Origin of the sequence: Microbacterium maritypicum (genome assembly GCF_008868125.1) — a bacterium.
Lineage (GTDB): Bacteria > Actinomycetota > Actinomycetes > Actinomycetales > Microbacteriaceae > Microbacterium > Microbacterium maritypicum.
Map to the genome: position 1 here is coordinate 1,812,403 of NZ_WAAQ01000001.1, position 19,185 is coordinate 1,831,587.

Below are 19,185 nucleotides of genomic sequence, written 5' to 3' on the forward strand. Positions count from 1 at the left end.
GGTGAGGGTGCCGGTATCTTGCCGGCATCAGGGAAGACTTCTCGTCGACCAACGGGCCTCATCGGTCATTTCGTTCTCCGTCGCCTCCTCTGTGCGAGTCCGAGGAGCATCATGCCCACCCCGTCAGTTCCGTCTTTCATCGACCCCGCGCACGCCTGGGCCGCCCCGATCGGCCTCCCCTCGGGGACGACCGCGATCGTGTACTGCGAAGGCCAGTTCGGCGAGCAGGACGGCAAGACCGCCAACGGGCTGGTCCGCCACTCCGAGAAGTACGAGATCCTCAGCGTCATCGACAGCACCCACGCGGGAGCGGATGCCGGGATGCTTCTGGACGGACACGTGAACGACATCCCGATCCTCGACGGTCTCCCCACCGCGATCGCGCACGCCGGGCACGTCCCGGACTACCTGATCTGCGGCGTCGCTCCCGCCGACGGCCTGCTCTCAGCCGATCAGCGCACCGTGCTCCTGGATGGCATCGCCCGCGGAATGCACATCATCAACGGCCTGCACGAGTTCCTCACCGACGACGCCGAGTTCGTCGCCGCGGCGCTTCTCGCCCAGGTCACGATCACCGACATCCGTCGCCCGCGCGACAAGAAGGATCTCCACCTCTTCTCCGGTCGCATCTTCGACGTGACCTGCCCGCGCATCACGATCCTGGGCACCGACGGAGCGATCGGCAAGCGCACCACGGCGACGATCCTCGTGCGGGCGCTCAATGAGCGGGGCGTGCACGCTGTGATGGTCGGCACCGGGCAGACCACGATCATCCAGGGCGGGCGCTACGGTGTCGCCCTCGACGCCCTCGTCCCGCAGTTCTGCTCCGGCGAGGTCGAGAATCAGGTCGTCGCGGCGTTCGAGGGCGAGAACCCGGATGTGATCATCGTGGAAGGACAAGGCGCACTCAGCCATCCCGCCTACATCACCTCCGCGCACATCCTCCGCGGCAGCCAGCCCGCAGGCGTGATCGTGCAGCACGCCCCCGGACGCAAGGTCCTCGGCGACTTCCCCATGGTGGCGATGCCCACGGTCGCGAGCGAGATCGCCCTGATCGAGGCGTTCGCCGACACGACGGTGATCGGCGTGACCGTCAACCACGAGAACCTCTCGACGGAACAGCTGGCCACCGCGATCGACGAGATCGAGCTCCGCACGGGACTCCCCGCGACCGACCCGCTCACACGACCGCTGGCCGAACTCGTCGATATGGTGCTGCAGGCGTTCCCGATGCTCAGCCCGCGACGGACCAGCCGTAGCGCCGCGTGAGAGCCGTTCCGACGCGGTCGTAGCGGCGGCGATCGAGGACCGCCGCTTCCCGTCGCAGTCCGCGTTCGTGGACGCTGTACAGCTTCTCGATGTCGACCCAGGACTCGCGTCCCTGAGAGTCCCAGGCCCCGGTCCCGATCGAGAGGTAGTCCCGCTCCCCGTCGTGCGGCTTGCTGGTCATCCGCACCGCGTACACGCGATCCGCTGACTGCCGGCCGATCACGAGCACGGGACGGTCTTTGCCGCGCCCGTCGTTCTCCTCGTAGGGCACCCAGGTCCAGACGATCTCGCCGGCATCCGGGGCACCGTCCCGCTGCGGCGCATAGGCGACCCGCAGATCCCTGATCCGGTCCGGATCGATGCGGGCGGTCTCGGTGCCGGCGGGGGTGGAGGTCTCCTGCGGGGTCCGCAGACGCGCGTCCGGGCGTCTCGGATCTGTTGTCCGAGACGCCCGGCCGGAGCCCACTGCCTTGAGCAGAATCTCCGCGAGTGTTGCCAGGATGCCGTTGGTCTTGCTCACACGGTCACCCTAACCGCAGATCACGCGTCGGCGAGTGCGTAGCCCTCCTCGCCGTGCACGACCTGGTCGACACCGGCGATCTCGTCCTCGTTCGTGACACGGAAGCCGATCGTCTTCTCGATGGCGAAACCGATGATGAAGGCGACCACGAAGGAGTAGATCAGCACTCCGAGCGCGGCGATCAGCTGCACGGCGAGCTGGCGGGCGTCGCCGCCGACGAAGAGGCCGGTCTCGGTGGCGAAGAAGCCGAGGTACACCGTTCCGATGAGACCACCGACGAGGTGGATGCCGACGACGTCGAGGGAGTCGTCGAAGCCGAGACGGAACTTCAGTTCGATCGCGAGTGCGCACACGACTCCGGCGAGTGCGCCCAGCAGCAGAGCCCAGCCCGGCGTCAGGTTGGCGCACGCCGGGGTGATCGCGACCAGACCGGCGACCGCACCGGAGGCGGCTCCGACCGAGGTGGGCTTGCCGTCTTTGATCTTCTCAACGAGGATCCAGCCGAGGATGGCGGCAGCGGTCGCCCCCAGGGTGTTCAGACCGATGAGTCCGACCCCGCCCATGTCCTCCGCGAGCCACTCCGCGCCGGCGTTGAAGCCGAACCAGCCGAACCACAGCAGCGCGGCGCCGAGGAGCGTCAGAGGCACGTTGTGGGGCTTCAGGATGCCCTTCTGGAAGCCGATGCGCTTGCCGAGCACCAGCGCGAGGGCGAGGGCCGCGGCGCCCGCGTTGATGTGCACGGCGGTACCTCCGGCGTAGTCGATCACACCGATGCCGCTGTCCTCGCCGAAGAGCGTGGTGCCGAGGTTCATGATCCAGCCACCGCCCCAGACCCACGCGGCGACCGGGAAGTAGCCGACGGTCGCGAAGATGCCGGCGAAGATCAGCCAGCTGCCGAACTTCGCACGATCCGCGATCGCTCCGGAGATCAGCGCCACGGTGATGATGGCGAAGGTGGCGCCGTAGGCGACTCCCAGGAGCGCGACGTTCGAGCCCTCACCCGCAGCCAGGCTCGAGAGCCCGATGTCGGCGAAGGGGTTGCCCGCGAAAGCGGTCGGGCTGTCGACGGCGCTCATCGAGAAGCCGAAGAGAATCCACAGCACGGCGACGAGTCCGATGGAGCCGAAGCTCATCATCATCATGCTGACGACGCTCTTCGCCTTGACGAGACCGCCATAGAAGAAGGCGACGCCGGGCGTCATGAGCAGAACCAGCGCTGTCGCGGTGATCGCCCACGAGATGTTGCCGGGAGCATCCATAGGAAAACCTCACATCCGAAGTAATTGAGAGCTTCAGTGTGACGACCTGCGGTTTCGTCAATGCGTGAGGTTTGTTTCCCCGCGGTTACAGCGCGGCTCCGCCCGTGAACATCGCGTTACGCGATTCTGCGGGCTTACGCAGAATGTGTGAGGGCGTTGAGTCGAGAGATGGCGCGCAGGTACTTCTTGCGGTACCCGCCGGCGAGCATCTCATCGGAGAAGACGGAGTCGAGCCCGAGCCCCGTGGCGAGGATCGGGATCTGCGCGTCGTACACGCGGTCGACGAAAGCCACGAAGCGCAGTGCCTCCGACTGATCGGTGAGCTGGCGCACCCCGCGCAGACCCACACCGGCGACGCCGTCGATGAGTCTGATGTAGCGCGACGGATGCACCTGTGCGAGGTGGCGGATCAGATCGTCGAACCGGTCGTCGGATGTCGCACCGGCGGCGCCCGCCTTCTCGACCGCGTCGGCGTACGCCGCGTCGTCGAGCACCACCGCGTGCCCGTCGAGGGCGCGCTGGCGGAAGTCGACGCCGTCGATGCGCAGCGTCTGGAAGCTGTCGGACATGGCGTGGATCTCGCGCAGGAAGTCCTGTGCGGCGAAGCGTCCCTCGCCGAGCGCGTTCGGCGGGGTGTTCGAGGTCGCGGCGAGCCGGGTGCCGGTCGGCACGAGCTCCCCCAGCAGACGGGTCATCACCATCGTGTCGCCCGGATCGTCGAGCTCGAACTCATCGATGCACAGCAGGTCGGCGCCTTTGAGCAGATCGACGGTGTTCTTGTAACCGAGCGCGCCGACGAGCGCGGTGTACTCGATGAACGAGCCGAAGTACTTCCGACGCGCAGGCATCGCGTGGTAGATCGACGCCAGAAGGTGCGTCTTGCCCACGCCGAACCCGCCGTCCAGGTAGACGCCGGGCTTGAGCTCAGGCTCCTTCTTCGCGCGGCTGAACAGACCGCCGCGCTTCGCGGGCGTACCGCGCCCGGCGAAGCGCATCAGCGTCTCCTTCGCCTCCTCCTGCGAGGGATAGGCCGGATCAGCGCGGTAGCTGTCGAACGTCGCGGAGTCGAACTGCGGCGGCGGCACCAGGCTCGCCAGCATCTCGGGTCCGCTGACGGTCGGCTGACGCTCGGTGAGGTGCACGATTCCCGTGCGGCTGGTCTGGTCGGTCATCACAGTCCTGAATCAGGTGCTCACCTGTGTCGAAGTCTTACGAATCGGGCGCAGGGTGCTCGGCGGGGATCTATCGTCGAAGGGACGGATCAACACTACGCCGTCTCCCACCGCCCCCTCGTCCGCTCAACGCTTCGGAGATCCCATGGCCATCGAGTTCGATTCCTCCTCCCCCAAGTTCGCCGAGTATGCCGAACCGGGCCGCCTCGTGACCACGCAGTGGCTCGCGGAACGGCTGGGAGCGCCGGGTCTGGTGGTCGTCGAGTCCGATGAAGACGTCCTGCTCTACGAGACCGGCCACATCCCGGGAGCGGTGAAGGTCGACTGGCACACCGAGCTCAACGACCCCGTGGTGCGCGACTACGTCGACGGCGAGGGCTTCGCCGAGCTGCTGAGCCGCAAGGGCATCGATCGCTCGGACACGGTCGTCATCTACGGCGACAAGAACAACTGGTGGGCCGCCTACGCCCTCTGGGTCTTCTCCCTCTTCGGTCACGAGGACGTGCGTCTGCTCGACGGCGGACGCGACCGCTGGATCGCGGAGGGGCGCGAGCTCACGCGTGAGGCGACCAGCCGTCCGGCCACGGAGTATCCGGTCGTCGAGCGCGACGACTCCCTCATCCGCGCGTACAAGGATGACGTTCTCGCCCATATCGGCAGCCCTCTGATCGACGTCCGCTCTCCCGAGGAGTACACCGGTGAGCGCACCACGGCGCCCGCGTACCCCGACGAGGGCGCGCTGCGTGCCGGCCACATCCCCACCGCGCAGAGCGTGCCGTGGGCCAAGGCGGTCGCCGAGGACGGCGGCTTCCGCAGCCGTGCCGAGCTCGACGCGATCTACCGCGACGGGGCCGGGCTGAAGGACGGGGACGATGTCGTCGCCTACTGCCGCATCGGGGAGCGCTCGAGCCACACCTGGTTCGTACTCACCCACCTTCTGGGCTTCGAGAACGTGCGCAACTACGACGGGTCCTGGACCGAGTGGGGCAGCGCGGTGCGTGTGCCGATCGTCACCGGCTCAGAGCCCGGCACGCTCTGAACATGTGACAATGACAGGGATGACCACAAGCGACGTTCCTGACGCCCTCGCCGAGATCCGCGACGGTTTCCTGGAGACCCCCGAGTCCGATCGTCTTCTCCTGCTGCTCGAGTTCTCCGACGAGCTCCCTGACGTGTCCGACGAGGTCGCGGCCCACCCGGAGATGTACGAGCGCGTCGCTGAGTGCCAGTCGCCGGTATACATCCACGTCGAGGTGAACGACGACATCGTGACCATGCACGCCACGGCGCCGCCCGAGGCTCCGACCACCCGCGGTTTCGCGAGCATCCTGGTGCAGGGCCTCACCGGCCTGACCGCCGACGAGGTCCTCGCGATCCCGAACGACTATCCGCAGTCGATCGGGCTCACCAAGGCGGTGTCGCCTCTGCGCATCGGAGGCATGACCGGGATGCTGATGCGGGCGAAGAACCAGGTCACGCAGAAGCGCTGAAGCCCTGGGCCTCGAGCCAGTCGGTGATCGCGGTGGTCCAGCCCGTCTGGTCGTAGTTCCAGAGCTTGGTGTGGCGCGCGACCGTGAATCTGGGCATCGTCACGAGATCCGGACGCGCCTCCTGCAACGCGTGCGAAGAGTCGGCAGGGACGAAGCCGTCGTCGTCGCTGTGCAGGATCAGGATGGGCGCTGTCAGCTCGTCGGCGCGGGCGACCATGTCCAGGCGATCGAACGCGATCGGCTCGTCGGCTCCGCTGAGGCGCGCGGTGAGCGGCATCTGGAGCGCGCCCATGGCGAGTTCGGGCAGCGGTGCCCGAACTCCGGCCATCTTCGCCTGGAATCGCAGCACGGTGCGCCAGTCGACGACGGGAGATTCGAGGATGATCCCGGCGATGCGATCGCGGTGCTCCGACGTCACCGCAGCCTGCAGCGAGACCGCTCCCCCCATCGACCACCCCATCAGGATGACCTGTTCGGCGCCGTGTCGGAGTGCGTAGGCGATCGCGGCGTCCACGTCACGCCATTCCGACGCTCCGAGCGCGTAGGCGCCCGCCCTGGTCCGGGGGGCCTCGCCGTCGTTGCGGTAGGAGACGACGAGGTTGGGCAGGCCCGCGGCAGAGAGCACCGGAACGGCCCGCAGGCACTCGGCGCGTGTCGCCCCGCGTCCGTGGACCTGGATCACCCAGGTCGAGGACGACGCCGGGAAGTACCAGGCAGGGCACGGACCGGCCGGGGTGCCGATCAGCAGGTTCTCCCAGCGCAGGTGGAGCTCGCTCGGGGATGAGTAATAGTAGCCGCTGAAGGCCGCGGCACGATCGACGCGGGCGCCGGGCTCGATCTGCGTGAGGAGCTTACGGCGAACAGTCGAGCCGTCTGCGCTGAGCACAGCACCGAGCTTCACATAGCCGTAGGTTCCGGTCGTGAACAGGCCGTACCGTCCGGGGAGCTCGGTGTCGAGGGTGCGCTGCAACTCGATGGTCTGCGCACCGGTGTCGACGGCGAGGATCTCGGTGTCGGTGGCACGACGCATGGGCGTGACGACCCGACGGGCGACGGCGAACACGACGAGAGCGAGCGCCGCCCCGAAGGCGAACAGGGCAGGGACAAGGAGCGTAACGGCGTGCCTGAGACTCTTCATCGCTTCCTGACTCTAGCCTGTTGCCGTGACCGCACACCCCGAGGCCGGGACGCCTTTCGAGAGCGCCGTGGCCGAACTGCGCGAGACCGAGTTCCGTGATGACATCACGGTGCGCGAGATCGCCACCCCGCAGGGCCTCGCGCCCTTCGCCATCGCCCTCGCCGCAGACGTGCGCCCGGAGGGTGACGGCGAGTCCGTGTACGGCACCGGGAGGTTCGTCCTGCTGCACGATCCGGAAGAGCCCGGCGCGTGGGGAGGCTCGTGGCGCATCGTGCTGTTCGCCCAGGCGCCGTTGGAGACGGAGATCGGCACCGACCCGCTTCTCGCCGACGTGACCTGGTCGTGGCTGGTCGATGCGCTCGACTCCCGCGACGCGATCTATCACTCGGAGTCGGGCACCTCGACGAAGACGCTGTCGAAGGGATTCGGAGGGCTCGCCATCGAAGGAGACGGCGCCCAGATAGAATTGCGGGCGTCCTGGACTCCGGAGGGCCCGTTCCGACCGCACGTCGAAGCATGGGCCGAACTGGTCGGAATGCTGGCGGGGCTTCCGCCCGGCTCCGAGGGCATCGCCGTGATCGGCGCGCGAAAGGCTGTACGTGACTGAATACTCCGTGATCTCGGATGTCGAGGAGTTCCGCGCAGCATGCGCCGTGCTCGCCGCAGGAACCGGCCCCGTGGCCGTGGACGTGGAGCGGGCATCCGGTTTCCGGTACTCGCAGCGCGCCTATCTGGTGCAGGTGTTCCGCCGCGACGCAGGAGTCTTCCTGTTCGACCCGCCGGCCATCGGCGACTTCGCACCTCTGCAGGATGCGATCGGAGACGTGGAATGGGTGCTGCACGCCGCGAGCCAGGACCTGCCTTCACTCCGGGAGCTGCACCTCGAGCCGCCGGTGATCTTCGACACCGAGCTGGCATCGCGCCTCCTGGGGCATGAACGCGTCGGACTCGGTGCCGTCGTCGAGGACACCCTGGGCATCACGCTCAAGAAGGAGCACTCCGCGGCCGACTGGTCGACGCGGCCGCTGCCAGACTCCTGGCTCGAGTACGCCGCCCTCGATGTTCTGCACCTGATCGACGTGCGTGACGTGCTGGTGCTCGAGCTCGAGGAGCAGGGGAAGACGGAGTTCGCCGCGCAGGAGTTCGCCGCCACGCTCTCTCGCGCCCCCAAGCCACCGCGCGAGGACCCCTGGCGCCGGCTCAGCGGCCTGCACCAGGTGCGCGGAGCCCGTAACCTCGCCGTCGCCCGCTCCCTCTGGCAGGCTCGCGAGGCGTTCGCGCAGGATCAGGACGTCTCCCCCGGACGTCTCGTCCCCGACCGTTCCCTCGTGGCGGCGGTCATGGCGAATCCCACGTCGAAACAGGCACTGGCAGGCATCAAGGAGTTCCAGGGGCGCGCGAGTCGCACGCAGCTCGATCGGTGGTGGCAGGCGATCGTCGATGGCCGGGCGTCGGAGGAGCTCCCTCGCGAACGCGTCCCGAGCGACACTCTTCCTCCGCCGCGCGCCTGGGCTGATCGGAACCCCGAGGCGGATGCGCGTCTGAAGGCCGCCCGCCCCGTCGTCGAGGCCGTGGCCGAGGAGCTGGGGATGCCGACGGAGAACCTCCTCACTCCGGAGTACCTCCGTCGCGTGGCCTGGGATCTGCCCGGCGAGACCGCGGAGGAGATCGGCGCTGCTCTGGCCGCCCTGGGCGCGCGACCCTGGCAGATTGCACAGACCGCACAGAAGATCGCCACCGCCTTTGTAGAGGCGGCGCAAACGCCCGACACGACCCCCGCACCCGCTTCGTAGGTTCGACCCAACCGATTCCTCCCCGTTTCGCGGGCTTCATAGACTGAGGCCACGCACTAACTTGGAGGCAGAGTGGCCGAGATCTCGGACGTCTTCTTCGTCGATGGAGTACGCACCCCCTTCGGGCGCGCCGGCGAAAAAGGCATGTACTGGAACACCCGCGCAGATGACCTGGCCGTCAAGGCGACCATCGGCCTGCTGGAGCGGAACGCGGCGGTCCCCACCGACCGCATCGATGACGTCGCGATCGCCGCGACGTCGCAGACGGGAGATCAGGGCCTCACGCTCGGCCGCTCCGTGGCGATCCTGGCCGGGCTGCCCCAGACGGTCCCCGGCCTCGCCGTCGAGCGCATGTGCGCCGGCGCGATGACGAGCGTCACGACGATGGGCGCCTCGATCGGCGTCGGCATGTACGACTTCGCCCTCGCCGGCGGCGTCGAGCACATGGGCCATCACCCCATCGGGGCGAACGCCGACCCGAACCCCCGCTTCGTGGCCGAGAAGATGGTCGACCCCGGCGCGCTCAACATGGGCGTCACGGCGGAGCGCATCTTCGATCGCTTCCCGCACCTGACCAAGGAGCGCTCGGACCGCTTCGGCATGCTGAGCCAGCACAAGGTGCAGGCCGCGTACGACGCCGGCAAGATCCAGCCCGACCTCGTTCCCGTGGCCACCAAGGGGCCCGACGGCGCCTGGGGTCTCGCCACCGAAGACGAGGGCCGTCGCCCGCAGACCACCATGGAGGACCTCGCGGCCCTCAAGACGCCGTTCCGCCCGCATGGCCGCGTCACCGCCGGTACCTCTTCGCCTCTCACCGACGGCGCGACGATGTCGCTGCTCGCCGGCGGCGGTGCGGTCAAGGAGTTCGGGCTCGCGCCGAAGATGCGGATGGTCTCGTTCGCGTTCGCCGGAGTGCAGCCGGAGATCATGGGCATCGGACCGATCCCGTCGACCGAGAAGGCCCTGAAGAAGGCCGGCCTCACGATCGCCGACATCGGCCTGTTCGAGCTCAACGAGGCGTTCGCCATCCAGGTGATCTCGCTGCTCGACCACTTCGGCATCGCCGACGACGATCCCCGAGTGAACCAGTGGGGCGGCGCCATCGCGTTGGGTCACCCGCTCGCGGCATCCGGCGTGCGTCTCATGATCCAGCTCGCGGCACAGTTCGCCGAGCGCCCCGACGTCCGTTACGGCCTGACCGCCATGTGCGTCGGCCTCGGCCAGGGCGGATCGGTCATCTGGGAGAACCCGCACTACGACGGCAAGAAGAAGAAGTGAGCGCCACCGTGACGAACTACGACGAGATCGACTTCTCCCCCATCCAGGCGCTCACCGAGGGCGAGGTCATCACCCAGTCCCCGGTGCGCGACATCCGTCTCCCCTCGGGCAAGGTGCTGGCCCTGATCACGCTCGACAACGGTCGTGACCACACCCGTCCGAACACGCTGGGCCCTGCGACGCTCACGCAGCTGGGTGAGACGCTCGACGGTCTCAAGGCGCGAGCCGCCGCCGGCGAGATCCAGGCCGTCGGCATCACGGGAAAGCAGTACATCCTCGCCGCGGGTGCCGACCTGTCCGACATCAGCAAGGTCGGCTCGCGCGACAACGCACGCCTCATCGCGCAGCTCGGCCACAAGGTGCTCGGCAAGCTCGGCGATCTCGGCGTGCCGTCGTTCGCCTTCGTGAACGGCCTCGCCCTGGGCGGCGGCCTGGAGATCGCACTGAACTCCAGCTACCGCACGGTCGACGCGTCTGCGGCAGCGGTCGCACTCCCCGAGGTCTTCCTCGGCATCATCCCCGGTTGGGGCGGCGCCTATCTGCTGCCGAACCTGATCGGCATCGAGAACGCCCTCGAGGTCGTCATCTCGAACCCTCTCAAGCAGAACCGGATGCTGAAGCCCCAGCAGGCGTTCGATCTCGGCATCTTCGACGCGATCTTCCCCGCCGCGAACTATCTGGAGAACTCGCTCTCCTGGGCGGACGCCGTACTCGGCGGCAAGAAGGTCGAGCGCAAGAACGAACCAGGGAAGATCGAGCGGCTCACCAAGTGGCCGATCGCGATCAAGATGGCGCGCGGCATGCTCGAATCGAAGATCGGAACGGTACCGAAGTCTCCGTACGCGGCGCTCGACCTGCTCGACAAGGCGAAGAGCGGCACCAAGGCCGAGGGCTTCGCCCGCGAGGACGAGGCGCTCGCCGACCTCGTCAGCGGCGACCAGTTCGCTGCGTCGATGTATGCCTTCGACCTCGTTCAGAAGCGCGCGAAGCGGCCTGTCGGTGCTCCTGACAAGGAGCTCGCGAAGAAGGTCACCAAGGTGGGCATCATCGGTGCCGGGCTCATGGCCAGCCAGTTTGCGCTGCTGTTCGTACGGAAGCTCCAGGTGCCCGTGCTCATCACGGACCTCGACCAGGCACGCGTCGACAAGGGCGTCGCCTATATCCACGAGGAGATCGGCAAGCTCGAGGCCAAGGGGCGTCTGGACGCCGACTCTGCGAACAAGCTGCGCGCGCTTGTGACCGGTACCACCGACAAGAGCCTCTATGCGGACTGCGACTTCGTGATCGAGGCCGTGTTCGAAGAGGTCGGCGTCAAGCAGCAGGTGTTCGGAGAGATCGAGAAGATCATCGCCGAGGACGCGATCCTCGCGACCAACACCTCGTCGCTGTCGGTCGAAGAGATCGGTGCGAAGCTCGCCCACCCCGAGCGCCTGGTCGGGTTCCACTTCTTCAACCCGGTCGCGGTGATGCCGCTGATCGAGATCGTGAAGACGCCCGACACCGCCGATGCGGCCCTGTCGACGGCCTTCGTCGTCGCGAAGAACCTCGGAAAGAACGCGGTTCTCACCGCCGACGCCCCGGGCTTCGTCGTGAACCGGCTGCTCGCGAAGGTCATGGGCGAGGCCGCACGTGCTGTCTACGAGGGCACAGCGATCGCCGACGTCGAGAAGGCCTTCGGCCCGCTCGGCCTGCCGATGGGACCCTTCCAGCTGATCGACCTGGTCGGTTGGAAGGTCGCAGCCCACGTGCAGGACACGATGGTGCACGCCTTCCCCGAGCGGTTCTACGCGAACGAGAACTTCCACGCCCTCGCCGAGCTCGACGCGGTCGTGGAGAAGGACAAGGGCGGACGCGTCGTCGGCTGGAGCAAGCAGGCCGAGAAGGTCCTGAAGCCCGCTGTCGGGAAGACTCCGGCGACGGCTGCGACGATCCTCCAGCGTGTGCAGGACGGTCTCGCGCAGGAGATCAAGCTGATGCTCGACGAGGGCGTGGTCCCCGAGGTCGAGGACATCGACCTGTGCCTGATCCTCGGCGCCGGCTGGCCCTTCATCGACGGCGGCGCTTCGCCGTACCTCGACCGCGAGGGTGCTTCCGAGCGGGCGTTCGGCGGTTCGTTCCACACCCCGCAGATCCGCGGCATCGAGAGCCGCTGATCACCGCCGAAGGGGTCGCATCGAAAGATGCGGCCCCTTCGTCGTCTCCTGCGCGGTCGTCTACTGCGAGGGCCGCTGATCCGTCTCGTCGGTCTTCGGCCAGTAGGACAGCGCGCGTTCGGCCAGAGCGGTGATCGTGAGAGACGGGTTGACGCCGGGGTTCGCGGGCACGGCCGAGCCGTCGACCACGTGCAGCCCCGCGTGTCCCCAGACCCGGTGATAGGGATCGATCACTCCGTCTTCAGGCGACGCCGAGATCACCGCACCGCCGAGGAAGTGCGCGGTCAGCGGGATCCCGAAGACCTCGGGCCACGAGCCGCGGGCTTCCGCGGACACTCCGCCTTCCTGCTCGACGCGCCTCGCGATCGCCGCAGCGGCCGTGTGCGCCTGCGGGAGATGACTCGGGTTCGGTTCACCGTGTCCCTGTGCACTGGTCATCACGAGGCGGCCGAAGCGGCGTCGCAGGGACAGGGTGAGCGAGTTGTCGGCGGTCTGCATCACCAGCGCGATGATTCCCCGTTCGCTCCACCGGCGGAGGTTCCCGAGACGGAACTGCCGCACCGGCGATCGGAGCACTTGTCTGATGAGGCTGCCCAGTCGTGCGCCCAGACCACGGTCGCCCGGCACGAGGACGGTCGCGAGCGCACCCATCAGGTTCGAGCCGGGACCGTAGCGCACGTTCTCCACATGAGTGCGGTCGTCGACGTGGAAGGAGGTGGTGATCGCGATTCCCCGCGCCAGCTCCAGAGACTCCGGAACCGCGGTCGCCACCGCGCCGTCGAGGGCCTCGGAGTTGGTTCGGGTGAGCCTCCCCAGGGCATCGGAGACCCGTGGCAGCGCACCGGAGGCCTTCATCCGGTGCAGCAGCTGCTGAGTGCCCCAGGTGCCGCCGGCGAGCACGACCTGCTCTGCCGTCACCGTGCGACGTCCGTGCCGGAACCAGGCACCGCTGCGCTGCGTGGTCACCGCGAATCCGCCGCCGGGGAGTTCACGCACCTCGCTCACCGTGCGCAGCGCCTCGATCGAGACACCTCGACGTTCCGCGAGGGCGAGGTAGTTCTTCATGAGGGTGTTCTTCGCGCCCACACGGCAGCCCACCATGCAGTTGCCGCAGAGCGTGCAGCCGGTGCGGTCCGGTCCTTCACCGCCGAAGAAGGGATCGGTCGTGCGCTCCCCCGGCTTCCCGAACCAGACGCCGACGGGGGCACGACGAAAAGTCGAGCCGACGCCCAGGTCGTCGGCCGCACCGGCCATGATCCGTTCGACAGGCCCCGTGTGCGGATAGTGCTCCACCACGCCGAGCATCCGCTTCGCGGTGGCGTAATGCGGCGACAGCTCCGACTCCCACTCGGCGATGCCTCGCCACTGCGGATCCTGGAAGAACGCGGGACCCGGCTGATAGAGCGTGTTCGCGTAGTTGAGCGAGCCTCCGCCCACTCCCGCGCCCGCCAGGATCATCACGTGCGGAAGCCGATGGATGCGCTGCACACCGTAGCACCCGAGCATCGGCGCCCAGAGGTAGCGGCGAAGATTCCAGCTCGTCTTCGCGAAGTCGTCATCCTCGAAGCGACGGCCGGCCTCGTAGACGCGGACCCGGTAGCCCTTCTCCGCCAGTCGCAGCGCGGCCACGGACCCGCCGAACCCGGAGCCGACGATCACGACGTCTTCATCGAACCTCGTCATCGCACACCCTCCGACCGCATCGTCGCCTCCGGCACCATCATCGTCAGCGCCGCAGGGAGCACCGCGACGGTGCACACATTCTCGCCGACCCGCTCTCCATCGGCGTAGACCACCAGGCCAGGGGCCGAGACCGTCACGGTCCGCGCTCGGCGGTGAGAGACCTCCGGTCGACGCAGGTGCGATCCTCGCAGCAGCAGCGGGAAGAGACGCAGCAGCCGCAGTCGGCCCAGAGGTGCGACATGAACGATGTCGAGCAGTCCGTCGTCGGGAACCGCCCCGGCGCAGATCGGCATCCCCCCGCCGTAGCTCGATGTGCTGCCGGCGGCGATCAGCGTACCCGGAGCCCTCCGCGCGGGTTCGCCGTCGATGGCGAGCGAGAAGTCCATCGCACGCAGACGCACGAGTTCGATCAGCAGCGCCAGATAGTAGCGCGGTGCCCCGTGCGGCCAGCGGAGCCGGTTGGTGCGGTCGCTGACCTTCGCGTCGAACCCGAACGCCGCGATCGTGAGGAACTTCCGCGTCCCGGCCGCCGTGCTGACCTCACCGACATCGACCGGTCGCGGCACACCGGTGAGTGCCAGCTCCGCAGCGGCCGCGGCGTCACCTCGGGGCAGGCCGAGGGCACGCGCGAGGTCGTTCCCCGTTCCGGCCGGCACCAGGACGACCGGGGCGGCGGCTGCACACACCGTGTCGAGAATGCCCGACAGCGTGCCGTCTCCGCCGACGACCACGAGCGCTCGTGGATCGTCGGCCAGGGCTGCGACCGCGAGCCGGGCCGTGTCGGCCGCGGAGCCGCCCGCATAAGCGCGCACCTCGGCCCCGCGACTCCTGAGGTGCAGGACAGCGGCTTCGGCTGCCCTTCCGCCCCGCCCCTTGCCGGAGGACGGGTTCGCGAGCACCGCGATGTGCTCGGCCACGTCAGCGCGACCGCTCGATCGGGATCACGGCGCCGGGGTTGAGCACGCCGGCAGGATCGAGTTCACGCTTGATGGCGGCGAGGATCCGGATGCCGGTCTCGCCGATCTCCTCACGGAGCCAGGGCGCATGATCCCTGCCGACCGCGTGGTGGTGGCTGATGGTTCCGCCCGACGCGATGATCGCATCATTGACGCGCGACTTCACGGGCTCCCACACCCCGAGCGGATCGGAGCGGATACCGGCGAGGACGGTGAAGTAGAGCGACGCCCCCGTCGGGTAGATGTGGGACACGTGGCACATGACGTACGACTTCGCCCCGGCATCCGCGAAGCCGTCCTTGAGAGCCGCTTCGACGGCCGATCGCAGCCTCTGCAGGTTCGACCACGTGGTCGCGGTCTCCAGTGTCTCGCAGAAGACTCCGGCGTCGAGCAGTGAATCTCTCAGGTAAGGACCGTCGAAGCGGCCCTTCAGCCAGTCCTCCGCCGCCCCCTCCCCTGCCGAGATGCCACCGGCGGCAGCCAGCTGCGCGCTGGCACGGGTTCGACGCTCGTCGATCCTGTCGCCCTCGTACACGGTCACCACGCTCGCGCCCTTCGAAAGAGCCTTGCCGATCTTGCCGACCTGCGCGAGGCTCACGGCCGTCTCCGCTTCGTCGGACAGTCGGATGACGGTGGGCCCGTCGCCCTGCTGCGCGACACGACGCAAACCCTCAGCCCCGCTGGCGAAGTCGGGGAAGGACCAGGACTCGAAGACACGCTCGCGGGGGATCGGATGCACCCGCACCCGCACCTCGGTGATGACGCCGAAGATGCCCTCCGACCCGAGGAACACCCTGATCAGGTCGGGACCCGCCGCCGAGCCGGGCGACCGTCCGAGCTCGATGTCGCCGGTCGGGGTCGCCACGCGGATTCCCGTCACCATCGAGTCGAAGCGCCCGTTGCCCGCCGAGTTCTGTCCCGACGACCGCGCTGCGGCGAAGCCGCCGATCGTCGCGTAGCGGAAGCTCTGCGGGTAGTGACCGAGCTCGAACCCGTGCACGGACAGCAATGCCTCCGCCTCGGGCCCTGTGGTGCCGGCGGCGAGCACGGCCTCGCCGCTGATCTCATCCAGCCGGACCACACCGCTGAGACGCCGCAGGTCGAGGCTCACCACCGCGTGATGCGCGCCCCGCTGCGGATCGAGTGCTCCAACGACGCTCGTGCCGCCGCCGAAGGGGATGACCGCGATTCCACGCGCGACGGCGACGTCGAGACACGCGCGCACCTCGTCGTGGTCGGCGGGACTCACGACGGCGTCCGGCGCGTCCTGCCGGGTCTCGCGACGACGCAGGAGATCGGGGGTCGAACGCCCTCCGGCATGGCGGATACGCGCCTCAGCGGTGTCGTCGACGTGGGCGGGGCCGACAGCGGCGGAGAGGGCCGCATGGTCGTCGTGGGACAACCGTGAAGGCGCCAGCTGCACCTCGGCAAGCGTGGCTGCCGGCTCGGGCCTGCGCACACGCCCCAGCAGCATCGGGAGCAGCGCGCGCACCGGCAGGGGCAGGTCCTTCGCCTTGGCCGGGTCACCCCAGCCGTTCCACCTCATCGACGGGTCCGCATCGACCCTGCCATTGTCTGGGTTCATGCGTTACAGTGTGACACATCATGGAAGAACGTCAACCTCTGTGGGACGCGACGCAGACGAGGATCCTCGATGCCGCCGACGCGCTGATCGAGCGCCGTGGCGTGCACGGGGTCACCATCGCCGAGCTCGCCCGCCGCGCCGACCTCAGCCGTCCGACGATCTACCGCAACTGGAGCGATGCCGATGACGTCGTCCGCGCCGCGCTGCTGCGCCGCGTGGATGGCATCCTGAGCACCTTCTCGGCGGACGCGCGCACGAGGGCCGCTCTCGTGGACGACGTGCTGCGCTTCACGACGCTGTTTCGGAGCGACCCTCTCTACGGGCGGCTGCTCGCCGACGAACCCGAGGCCTTCACGCGGTACACCCTGCAGCGCGTGGGCTCGAGCCAACGCATGATCCTGCGCTGGCTCGCCAGGGCCATCAGTTCCGCACAGGGTGACGGATCGGTCAGGCCCGGCGAGCCGCAGGAGATCGCGGTCATGCTGCTTCTCATCGCGCAGTCCGCGGTCCTCTCGCACGGCACGGTGGCCGACCTCATCTCCGAAGCCGGGTGGGAACGCGAACTGCGCGCCGCACTCGACGGGCTGCTGCGACCGTGAACGGGGCATCATCCGCGCTCAACGTCGCGCGACGGAGGATCGATCTCGCACTCGCGGCCGATGAGCGCGCCGACGTTCTCGTCGTGGGAGGCGGTATCACCGGTGCGGGAGTCGCGCTCGATGCCGCATCTCGCGGCCTCCGCGTGACGCTGATCGAAGCGGATGACCTCGCTTTCGGAACCAGCCGGTTCAGCTCGAAGCTGGTGCACGGCGGCCTGCGCTACCTCGCGACGGGCGACATCGCGACCGCGAGAGAGAGCGCACACGAGCGTCATCTCCTCATGACGACGATCGCCCCGCATCTGATCCGCCCGCTCGGGCAGCTCCTGCCGTTCTCACACGGCGTCACACTCCGCCAGCGCGCGGCGGGCGCGGTCGGGATGGCGCTGGGTGATCTGCTGCGGATGCGCGCGCACACGCCCCGCAGCGTGCTGCCCGGCCCGGTGCTCGTGTCGGCGCGCACCGCTGCTCGGCTGGCGCCCGCCCTCGATCCGCACGGTCTGCGCGGGGGCGTGCTGTCCTACGACGGCCAGCTCGTCGACGATGCGCGACTCGTGGCGACAGTGGCGCGGACCGCAGCGGGCCTGGGCGCCCGCATACTCACCCGGGTCCGTGCCGTGGCGCTGCGCGCGGACGGTGCCACCGTCGAGGAGACGACGACGGGTGAGCGATTCGACATCAGCGCACGTGCCGTCATCAACGCGACCGGGGTGTGGGCGGGCACGCTCGACCAGGCGATCGGTGTGCGACCGAGCCGAGGCACCCATATAGTGCTCGATGCCGCCGACCTCGGAACTCCTTCGACGGCCCTCACGATCCCCCACGAGGGCTCGATCAGCCGCTATGTGTTCGCGCTGCCGCAGGCATACGGTCGCGTGATCGTGGGGCTCACCGACGAGGACTCTCCCGGTGCCGTGCCACGCGTGGCGCAGCCGACGGAGCCGGAGATCGACTTCCTCCTGCGGAGCCTCAACCGGGTGATCGCCGCACCGATCGGTCGCGATCAGGTGCGAGGGGCCTTCGCGGGCTTGCGGCCGCTGGTCGACAGCGGTACGGACTCGAGCGCCGACGTCTCGCGCAGGCACCTGGTGGCGATGTCAGAGGCCGGGTTCGTCACTGTTCTCGGGGGAAAGCTGACGACGTATCGGCGGATGGCCGAGGATGCGGTCGATCTCGCAGCTCGGACACGGGGCCTGCAGGCGACATCGAGTCGGACGGCATCGTTGCGACTCGTCGATCGCGTGATCCCCTCCTCACCGGAGGTGCTGGACGAGACGACGGGGTTGACCGCAGCCGAGGTCGAGTACACCGTCCGTGTCGAGGGGGCGATGACCGTCGACGACGTGCTCGACCGCCGCACACGCGTCGGTCTCGTCGACGCGGATCGCGAACGCTGCCGAGGGGCGGTGGAGACGATCGTCGCTCGCACCGTCGCCGACCTCGTCTGAGCCCGTCCCAGGGCGGATCGGGACCGGGGCGTATCCACCGAGAAGCATCGCGGAGAACGCGCGGGGAACAGCGCATGAACTCCCCCGAACCGGGCGTCTCCCCGGTACTCCCGTGCGCCGCGACCCTGCACAGTGGTGTCATGGACATGCTCTTCACGATGCTGGGCGGCAAGGGGATGTCGGGGCTGCTGAAGACCGGCACGGCGATCCTCACCACGCTCCTGGTCCTGCCCGCCCTCCTCAAGCTCTTCATCGTCACGGTCGATGAGGGCTGGGCAGCGATCCGGACCCGCAACGGCAAGCCGATCATCCGGAACCGTCCACAGCGACGCCCGTCCGCTCGCGCAGGCGCGGTCGGCGAGGTCGTGGTGCTGCACCCGGGGTCCCACGGCGCATTCCCGCTGTTCTACTGGTACAAGCTCATCGATGTCCGCTGCCGCGCGACGGATCTGCCCGCGCGCGAGATGACCGGATCCAGCGGTCATCAGCATCGGGTCCACGCCTCGTTCGAGTGGCGCCCCATACCGACGGGAAGCGACCTGCGGGTCTTCGAGCTCGATGTGGTTAACGTCAAGGAACGCGCATCGAACATCGTCGGCGCGGCACTGAGGGATGTGATCCGTGGGCTCGAGGGGGCCGAGCTGCCGCACAACGACGAGATCAACACCCGCGTCATCGCCGCCAGCGCCGAGGAGGTGCGCCGTGCTTGCGGCGTCGAGCTGGTGCGCGTCATGGTCACCGGCGACGCGCTCACGGACGGCTATCTGCTCTCGACGGCGCTCCGTGACGTCGACCGCGGCGCGCAGGCCGTCGCGGCACTGCACGCGCTGAACTGACGGCGG

The 19,185-nt window shown here is 68.5% G+C and carries 17 protein-coding genes; 10 read left to right on the plus strand and 7 right to left on the minus strand.

Translation table 11 applies throughout. The features are described 5' to 3' along the window. Window positions 1-111 precede the first annotated feature (111 nt). Window positions 112-1,269: an N-acetyltransferase DgcN family protein gene (locus F6W70_RS08760; protein WP_318278842.1), complete on the plus strand. Its 1,158-nt coding sequence runs from the start codon at window positions 112-114 to the stop codon at window positions 1,267-1,269. Here the strand turns inward: F6W70_RS08760 and F6W70_RS08765 are convergent. The 3 genes from F6W70_RS08765 to zapE form a co-directional block, all read right to left on the minus strand. Then, window positions 1,235-1,789, minus strand: a complete 555-nt coding sequence (locus F6W70_RS08765) for a type II toxin-antitoxin system PemK/MazF family toxin (protein WP_318278843.1) — start codon at window positions 1,787-1,789, stop codon at window positions 1,235-1,237. The two genes, F6W70_RS08760 and F6W70_RS08765, sit on opposite strands and share 35 nt — an antisense overlap. Window positions 1,790-1,809: 20 nt before the next feature. Further along, complete coding sequence (locus tag F6W70_RS08770; protein ID WP_017830508.1) at window positions 1,810-3,048, minus strand: ammonium transporter; 1,239 nt, start codon at window positions 3,046-3,048, stop codon at window positions 1,810-1,812. Between the two features lie 134 nt (window positions 3,049-3,182). Then, window positions 3,183-4,220 (minus strand): cell division protein ZapE, encoded by a 1,038-nt coding sequence (zapE, locus tag F6W70_RS08775; RefSeq protein WP_055872456.1) that lies wholly within the window; start codon window positions 4,218-4,220, stop codon window positions 3,183-3,185. Between the two features lie 145 nt (window positions 4,221-4,365). Here zapE and F6W70_RS08780 point away from each other — a divergent pair, with 145 nt between their 5' ends. Next, window positions 4,366-5,259 carry a sulfurtransferase gene (locus tag F6W70_RS08780; protein WP_055867964.1) on the plus strand — a complete coding sequence of 298 codons (894 nt, stop codon included), beginning with the start codon at window positions 4,366-4,368 and terminating at the stop codon, window positions 5,257-5,259. 19 nt (window positions 5,260-5,278) lie between these two features. Beyond that, window positions 5,279-5,710, plus strand: a complete 432-nt coding sequence (locus tag F6W70_RS08785; RefSeq protein WP_055867962.1) for a SufE family protein — start codon at window positions 5,279-5,281, stop codon at window positions 5,708-5,710. Here the strand turns inward: F6W70_RS08785 and F6W70_RS08790 are convergent. After that, window positions 5,694-6,848: an alpha/beta hydrolase family protein gene (locus F6W70_RS08790; protein ID WP_055867953.1), complete on the minus strand. Its 1,155-nt coding sequence runs from the start codon at window positions 6,846-6,848 to the stop codon at window positions 5,694-5,696. The two genes, F6W70_RS08785 and F6W70_RS08790, sit on opposite strands and share 17 nt — an antisense overlap. A 25-nt stretch (window positions 6,849-6,873) precedes the next feature. On the opposite strand from F6W70_RS08790, the gene F6W70_RS08795 reads away from it, so the two are divergent. From F6W70_RS08795 to F6W70_RS08810, 4 genes are all read left to right on the plus strand, one after another. Continuing rightward, window positions 6,874-7,455 carry a DUF3000 domain-containing protein gene (locus F6W70_RS08795; RefSeq protein WP_055867949.1) on the plus strand — a complete coding sequence of 194 codons (582 nt, stop codon included), beginning with the start codon at window positions 6,874-6,876 and terminating at the stop codon, window positions 7,453-7,455. Next, complete coding sequence (locus tag F6W70_RS08800) at window positions 7,448-8,641, plus strand: ribonuclease D (protein ID WP_055867943.1); 1,194 nt, start codon at window positions 7,448-7,450, stop codon at window positions 8,639-8,641. The genes F6W70_RS08795 and F6W70_RS08800 overlap by 8 nt, the downstream gene beginning before the upstream one ends. A gap of 72 nt (window positions 8,642-8,713) precedes the next feature. Continuing rightward, complete coding sequence (locus F6W70_RS08805; protein ID WP_017830501.1) at window positions 8,714-9,919, plus strand: thiolase family protein; 1,206 nt, start codon at window positions 8,714-8,716, stop codon at window positions 9,917-9,919. 8 nt (window positions 9,920-9,927) lie between these two features. Further along, window positions 9,928-12,072: a 3-hydroxyacyl-CoA dehydrogenase NAD-binding domain-containing protein gene (locus tag F6W70_RS08810; protein WP_151486682.1), complete on the plus strand. Its 2,145-nt coding sequence runs from the start codon at window positions 9,928-9,930 to the stop codon at window positions 12,070-12,072. Between the two features lie 60 nt (window positions 12,073-12,132). Here the strand turns inward: F6W70_RS08810 and F6W70_RS08815 are convergent, their stop codons facing one another. From F6W70_RS08815 to F6W70_RS08825, 3 genes are read right to left on the minus strand one after another with little or no spacing between them, the layout of a single operon-like run. Beyond that, the gene (locus F6W70_RS08815) at window positions 12,133-13,755 is read right to left on the minus strand and encodes a GMC oxidoreductase (protein WP_055867939.1); all 1,623 of its coding nucleotides are present in this window, start codon (window positions 13,753-13,755) and stop codon (window positions 12,133-12,135) included. Beyond that, window positions 13,752-14,672 (minus strand): YegS/Rv2252/BmrU family lipid kinase, encoded by a 921-nt coding sequence (locus tag F6W70_RS08820; RefSeq protein ID WP_151486410.1) that lies wholly within the window; start codon window positions 14,670-14,672, stop codon window positions 13,752-13,754. Before F6W70_RS08820 ends, F6W70_RS08815 begins: the two co-directional genes overlap by 4 nt. A 1-nt stretch (window position 14,673) precedes the next feature. Beyond that, entirely contained in the window at window positions 14,674-16,296 is a 1,623-nt protein-coding gene (locus F6W70_RS08825) for an FAD-binding oxidoreductase (RefSeq protein WP_318278844.1), read from the minus strand. 20 nt (window positions 16,297-16,316) lie between these two features. Between F6W70_RS08825 and F6W70_RS08830 the strand changes: the two genes are divergently transcribed. The 3 genes from F6W70_RS08830 (at window position 16,317) to F6W70_RS08840 (ending at window position 19,179) form a co-directional block, all read left to right on the plus strand. After that, complete coding sequence (locus F6W70_RS08830; RefSeq protein ID WP_151486411.1) at window positions 16,317-16,895, plus strand: TetR/AcrR family transcriptional regulator; 579 nt, start codon at window positions 16,317-16,319, stop codon at window positions 16,893-16,895. Then, on the plus strand, window positions 16,892-18,343 hold the full coding sequence (locus F6W70_RS08835) for a glycerol-3-phosphate dehydrogenase/oxidase (protein WP_151486412.1): 1,452 nt from the start codon (window positions 16,892-16,894) through the stop codon (window positions 18,341-18,343). Before F6W70_RS08830 ends, F6W70_RS08835 begins: the two co-directional genes overlap by 4 nt. 74 nt (window positions 18,344-18,417) lie before the next feature. Continuing rightward, a complete protein-coding gene (locus tag F6W70_RS08840; protein WP_127482310.1) occupies window positions 18,418-19,179 on the plus strand; it encodes an SPFH domain-containing protein in 762 nt (253 codons plus the stop codon). Window positions 19,180-19,185 lie beyond the last annotated feature (6 nt).

Bases quoted from the DNA above. Each gene is read 5' to 3' on its own strand.
- F6W70_RS08760 (WP_318278842.1), top strand. From the start codon at position 112: ATGCCCACCCCGTCAGTTCCGTCTTTCATCGACCCCGCGCACGCCTGG.
- F6W70_RS08770 (WP_017830508.1), bottom strand. From the start codon at position 3,048: ATGGATGCTCCCGGCAACATCTCGTGGGCGATCACCGCGACAGCGCTG.
- zapE (WP_055872456.1), bottom strand. From the start codon at position 4,220: ATGACCGACCAGACCAGCCGCACGGGAATCGTGCACCTCACCGAGCGT.
- F6W70_RS08780 (WP_055867964.1), top strand. From the start codon at position 4,366: ATGGCCATCGAGTTCGATTCCTCCTCCCCCAAGTTCGCCGAGTATGCC.
- F6W70_RS08785 (WP_055867962.1), top strand. From the start codon at position 5,279: ATGACCACAAGCGACGTTCCTGACGCCCTCGCCGAGATCCGCGACGGT.
- F6W70_RS08790 (WP_055867953.1), bottom strand. From the start codon at position 6,848: ATGAAGAGTCTCAGGCACGCCGTTACGCTCCTTGTCCCTGCCCTGTTC.
- F6W70_RS08815 (WP_055867939.1), bottom strand. From the start codon at position 13,755: ATGACGAGGTTCGATGAAGACGTCGTGATCGTCGGCTCCGGGTTCGGC.
- F6W70_RS08825 (WP_318278844.1), bottom strand. From the start codon at position 16,296: ATGAACCCAGACAATGGCAGGGTCGATGCGGACCCGTCGATGAGGTGG.
- F6W70_RS08830 (WP_151486411.1), top strand. From the start codon at position 16,317: ATGGAAGAACGTCAACCTCTGTGGGACGCGACGCAGACGAGGATCCTC.
- F6W70_RS08840 (WP_127482310.1), top strand. From the start codon at position 18,418: ATGAACTCCCCCGAACCGGGCGTCTCCCCGGTACTCCCGTGCGCCGCG.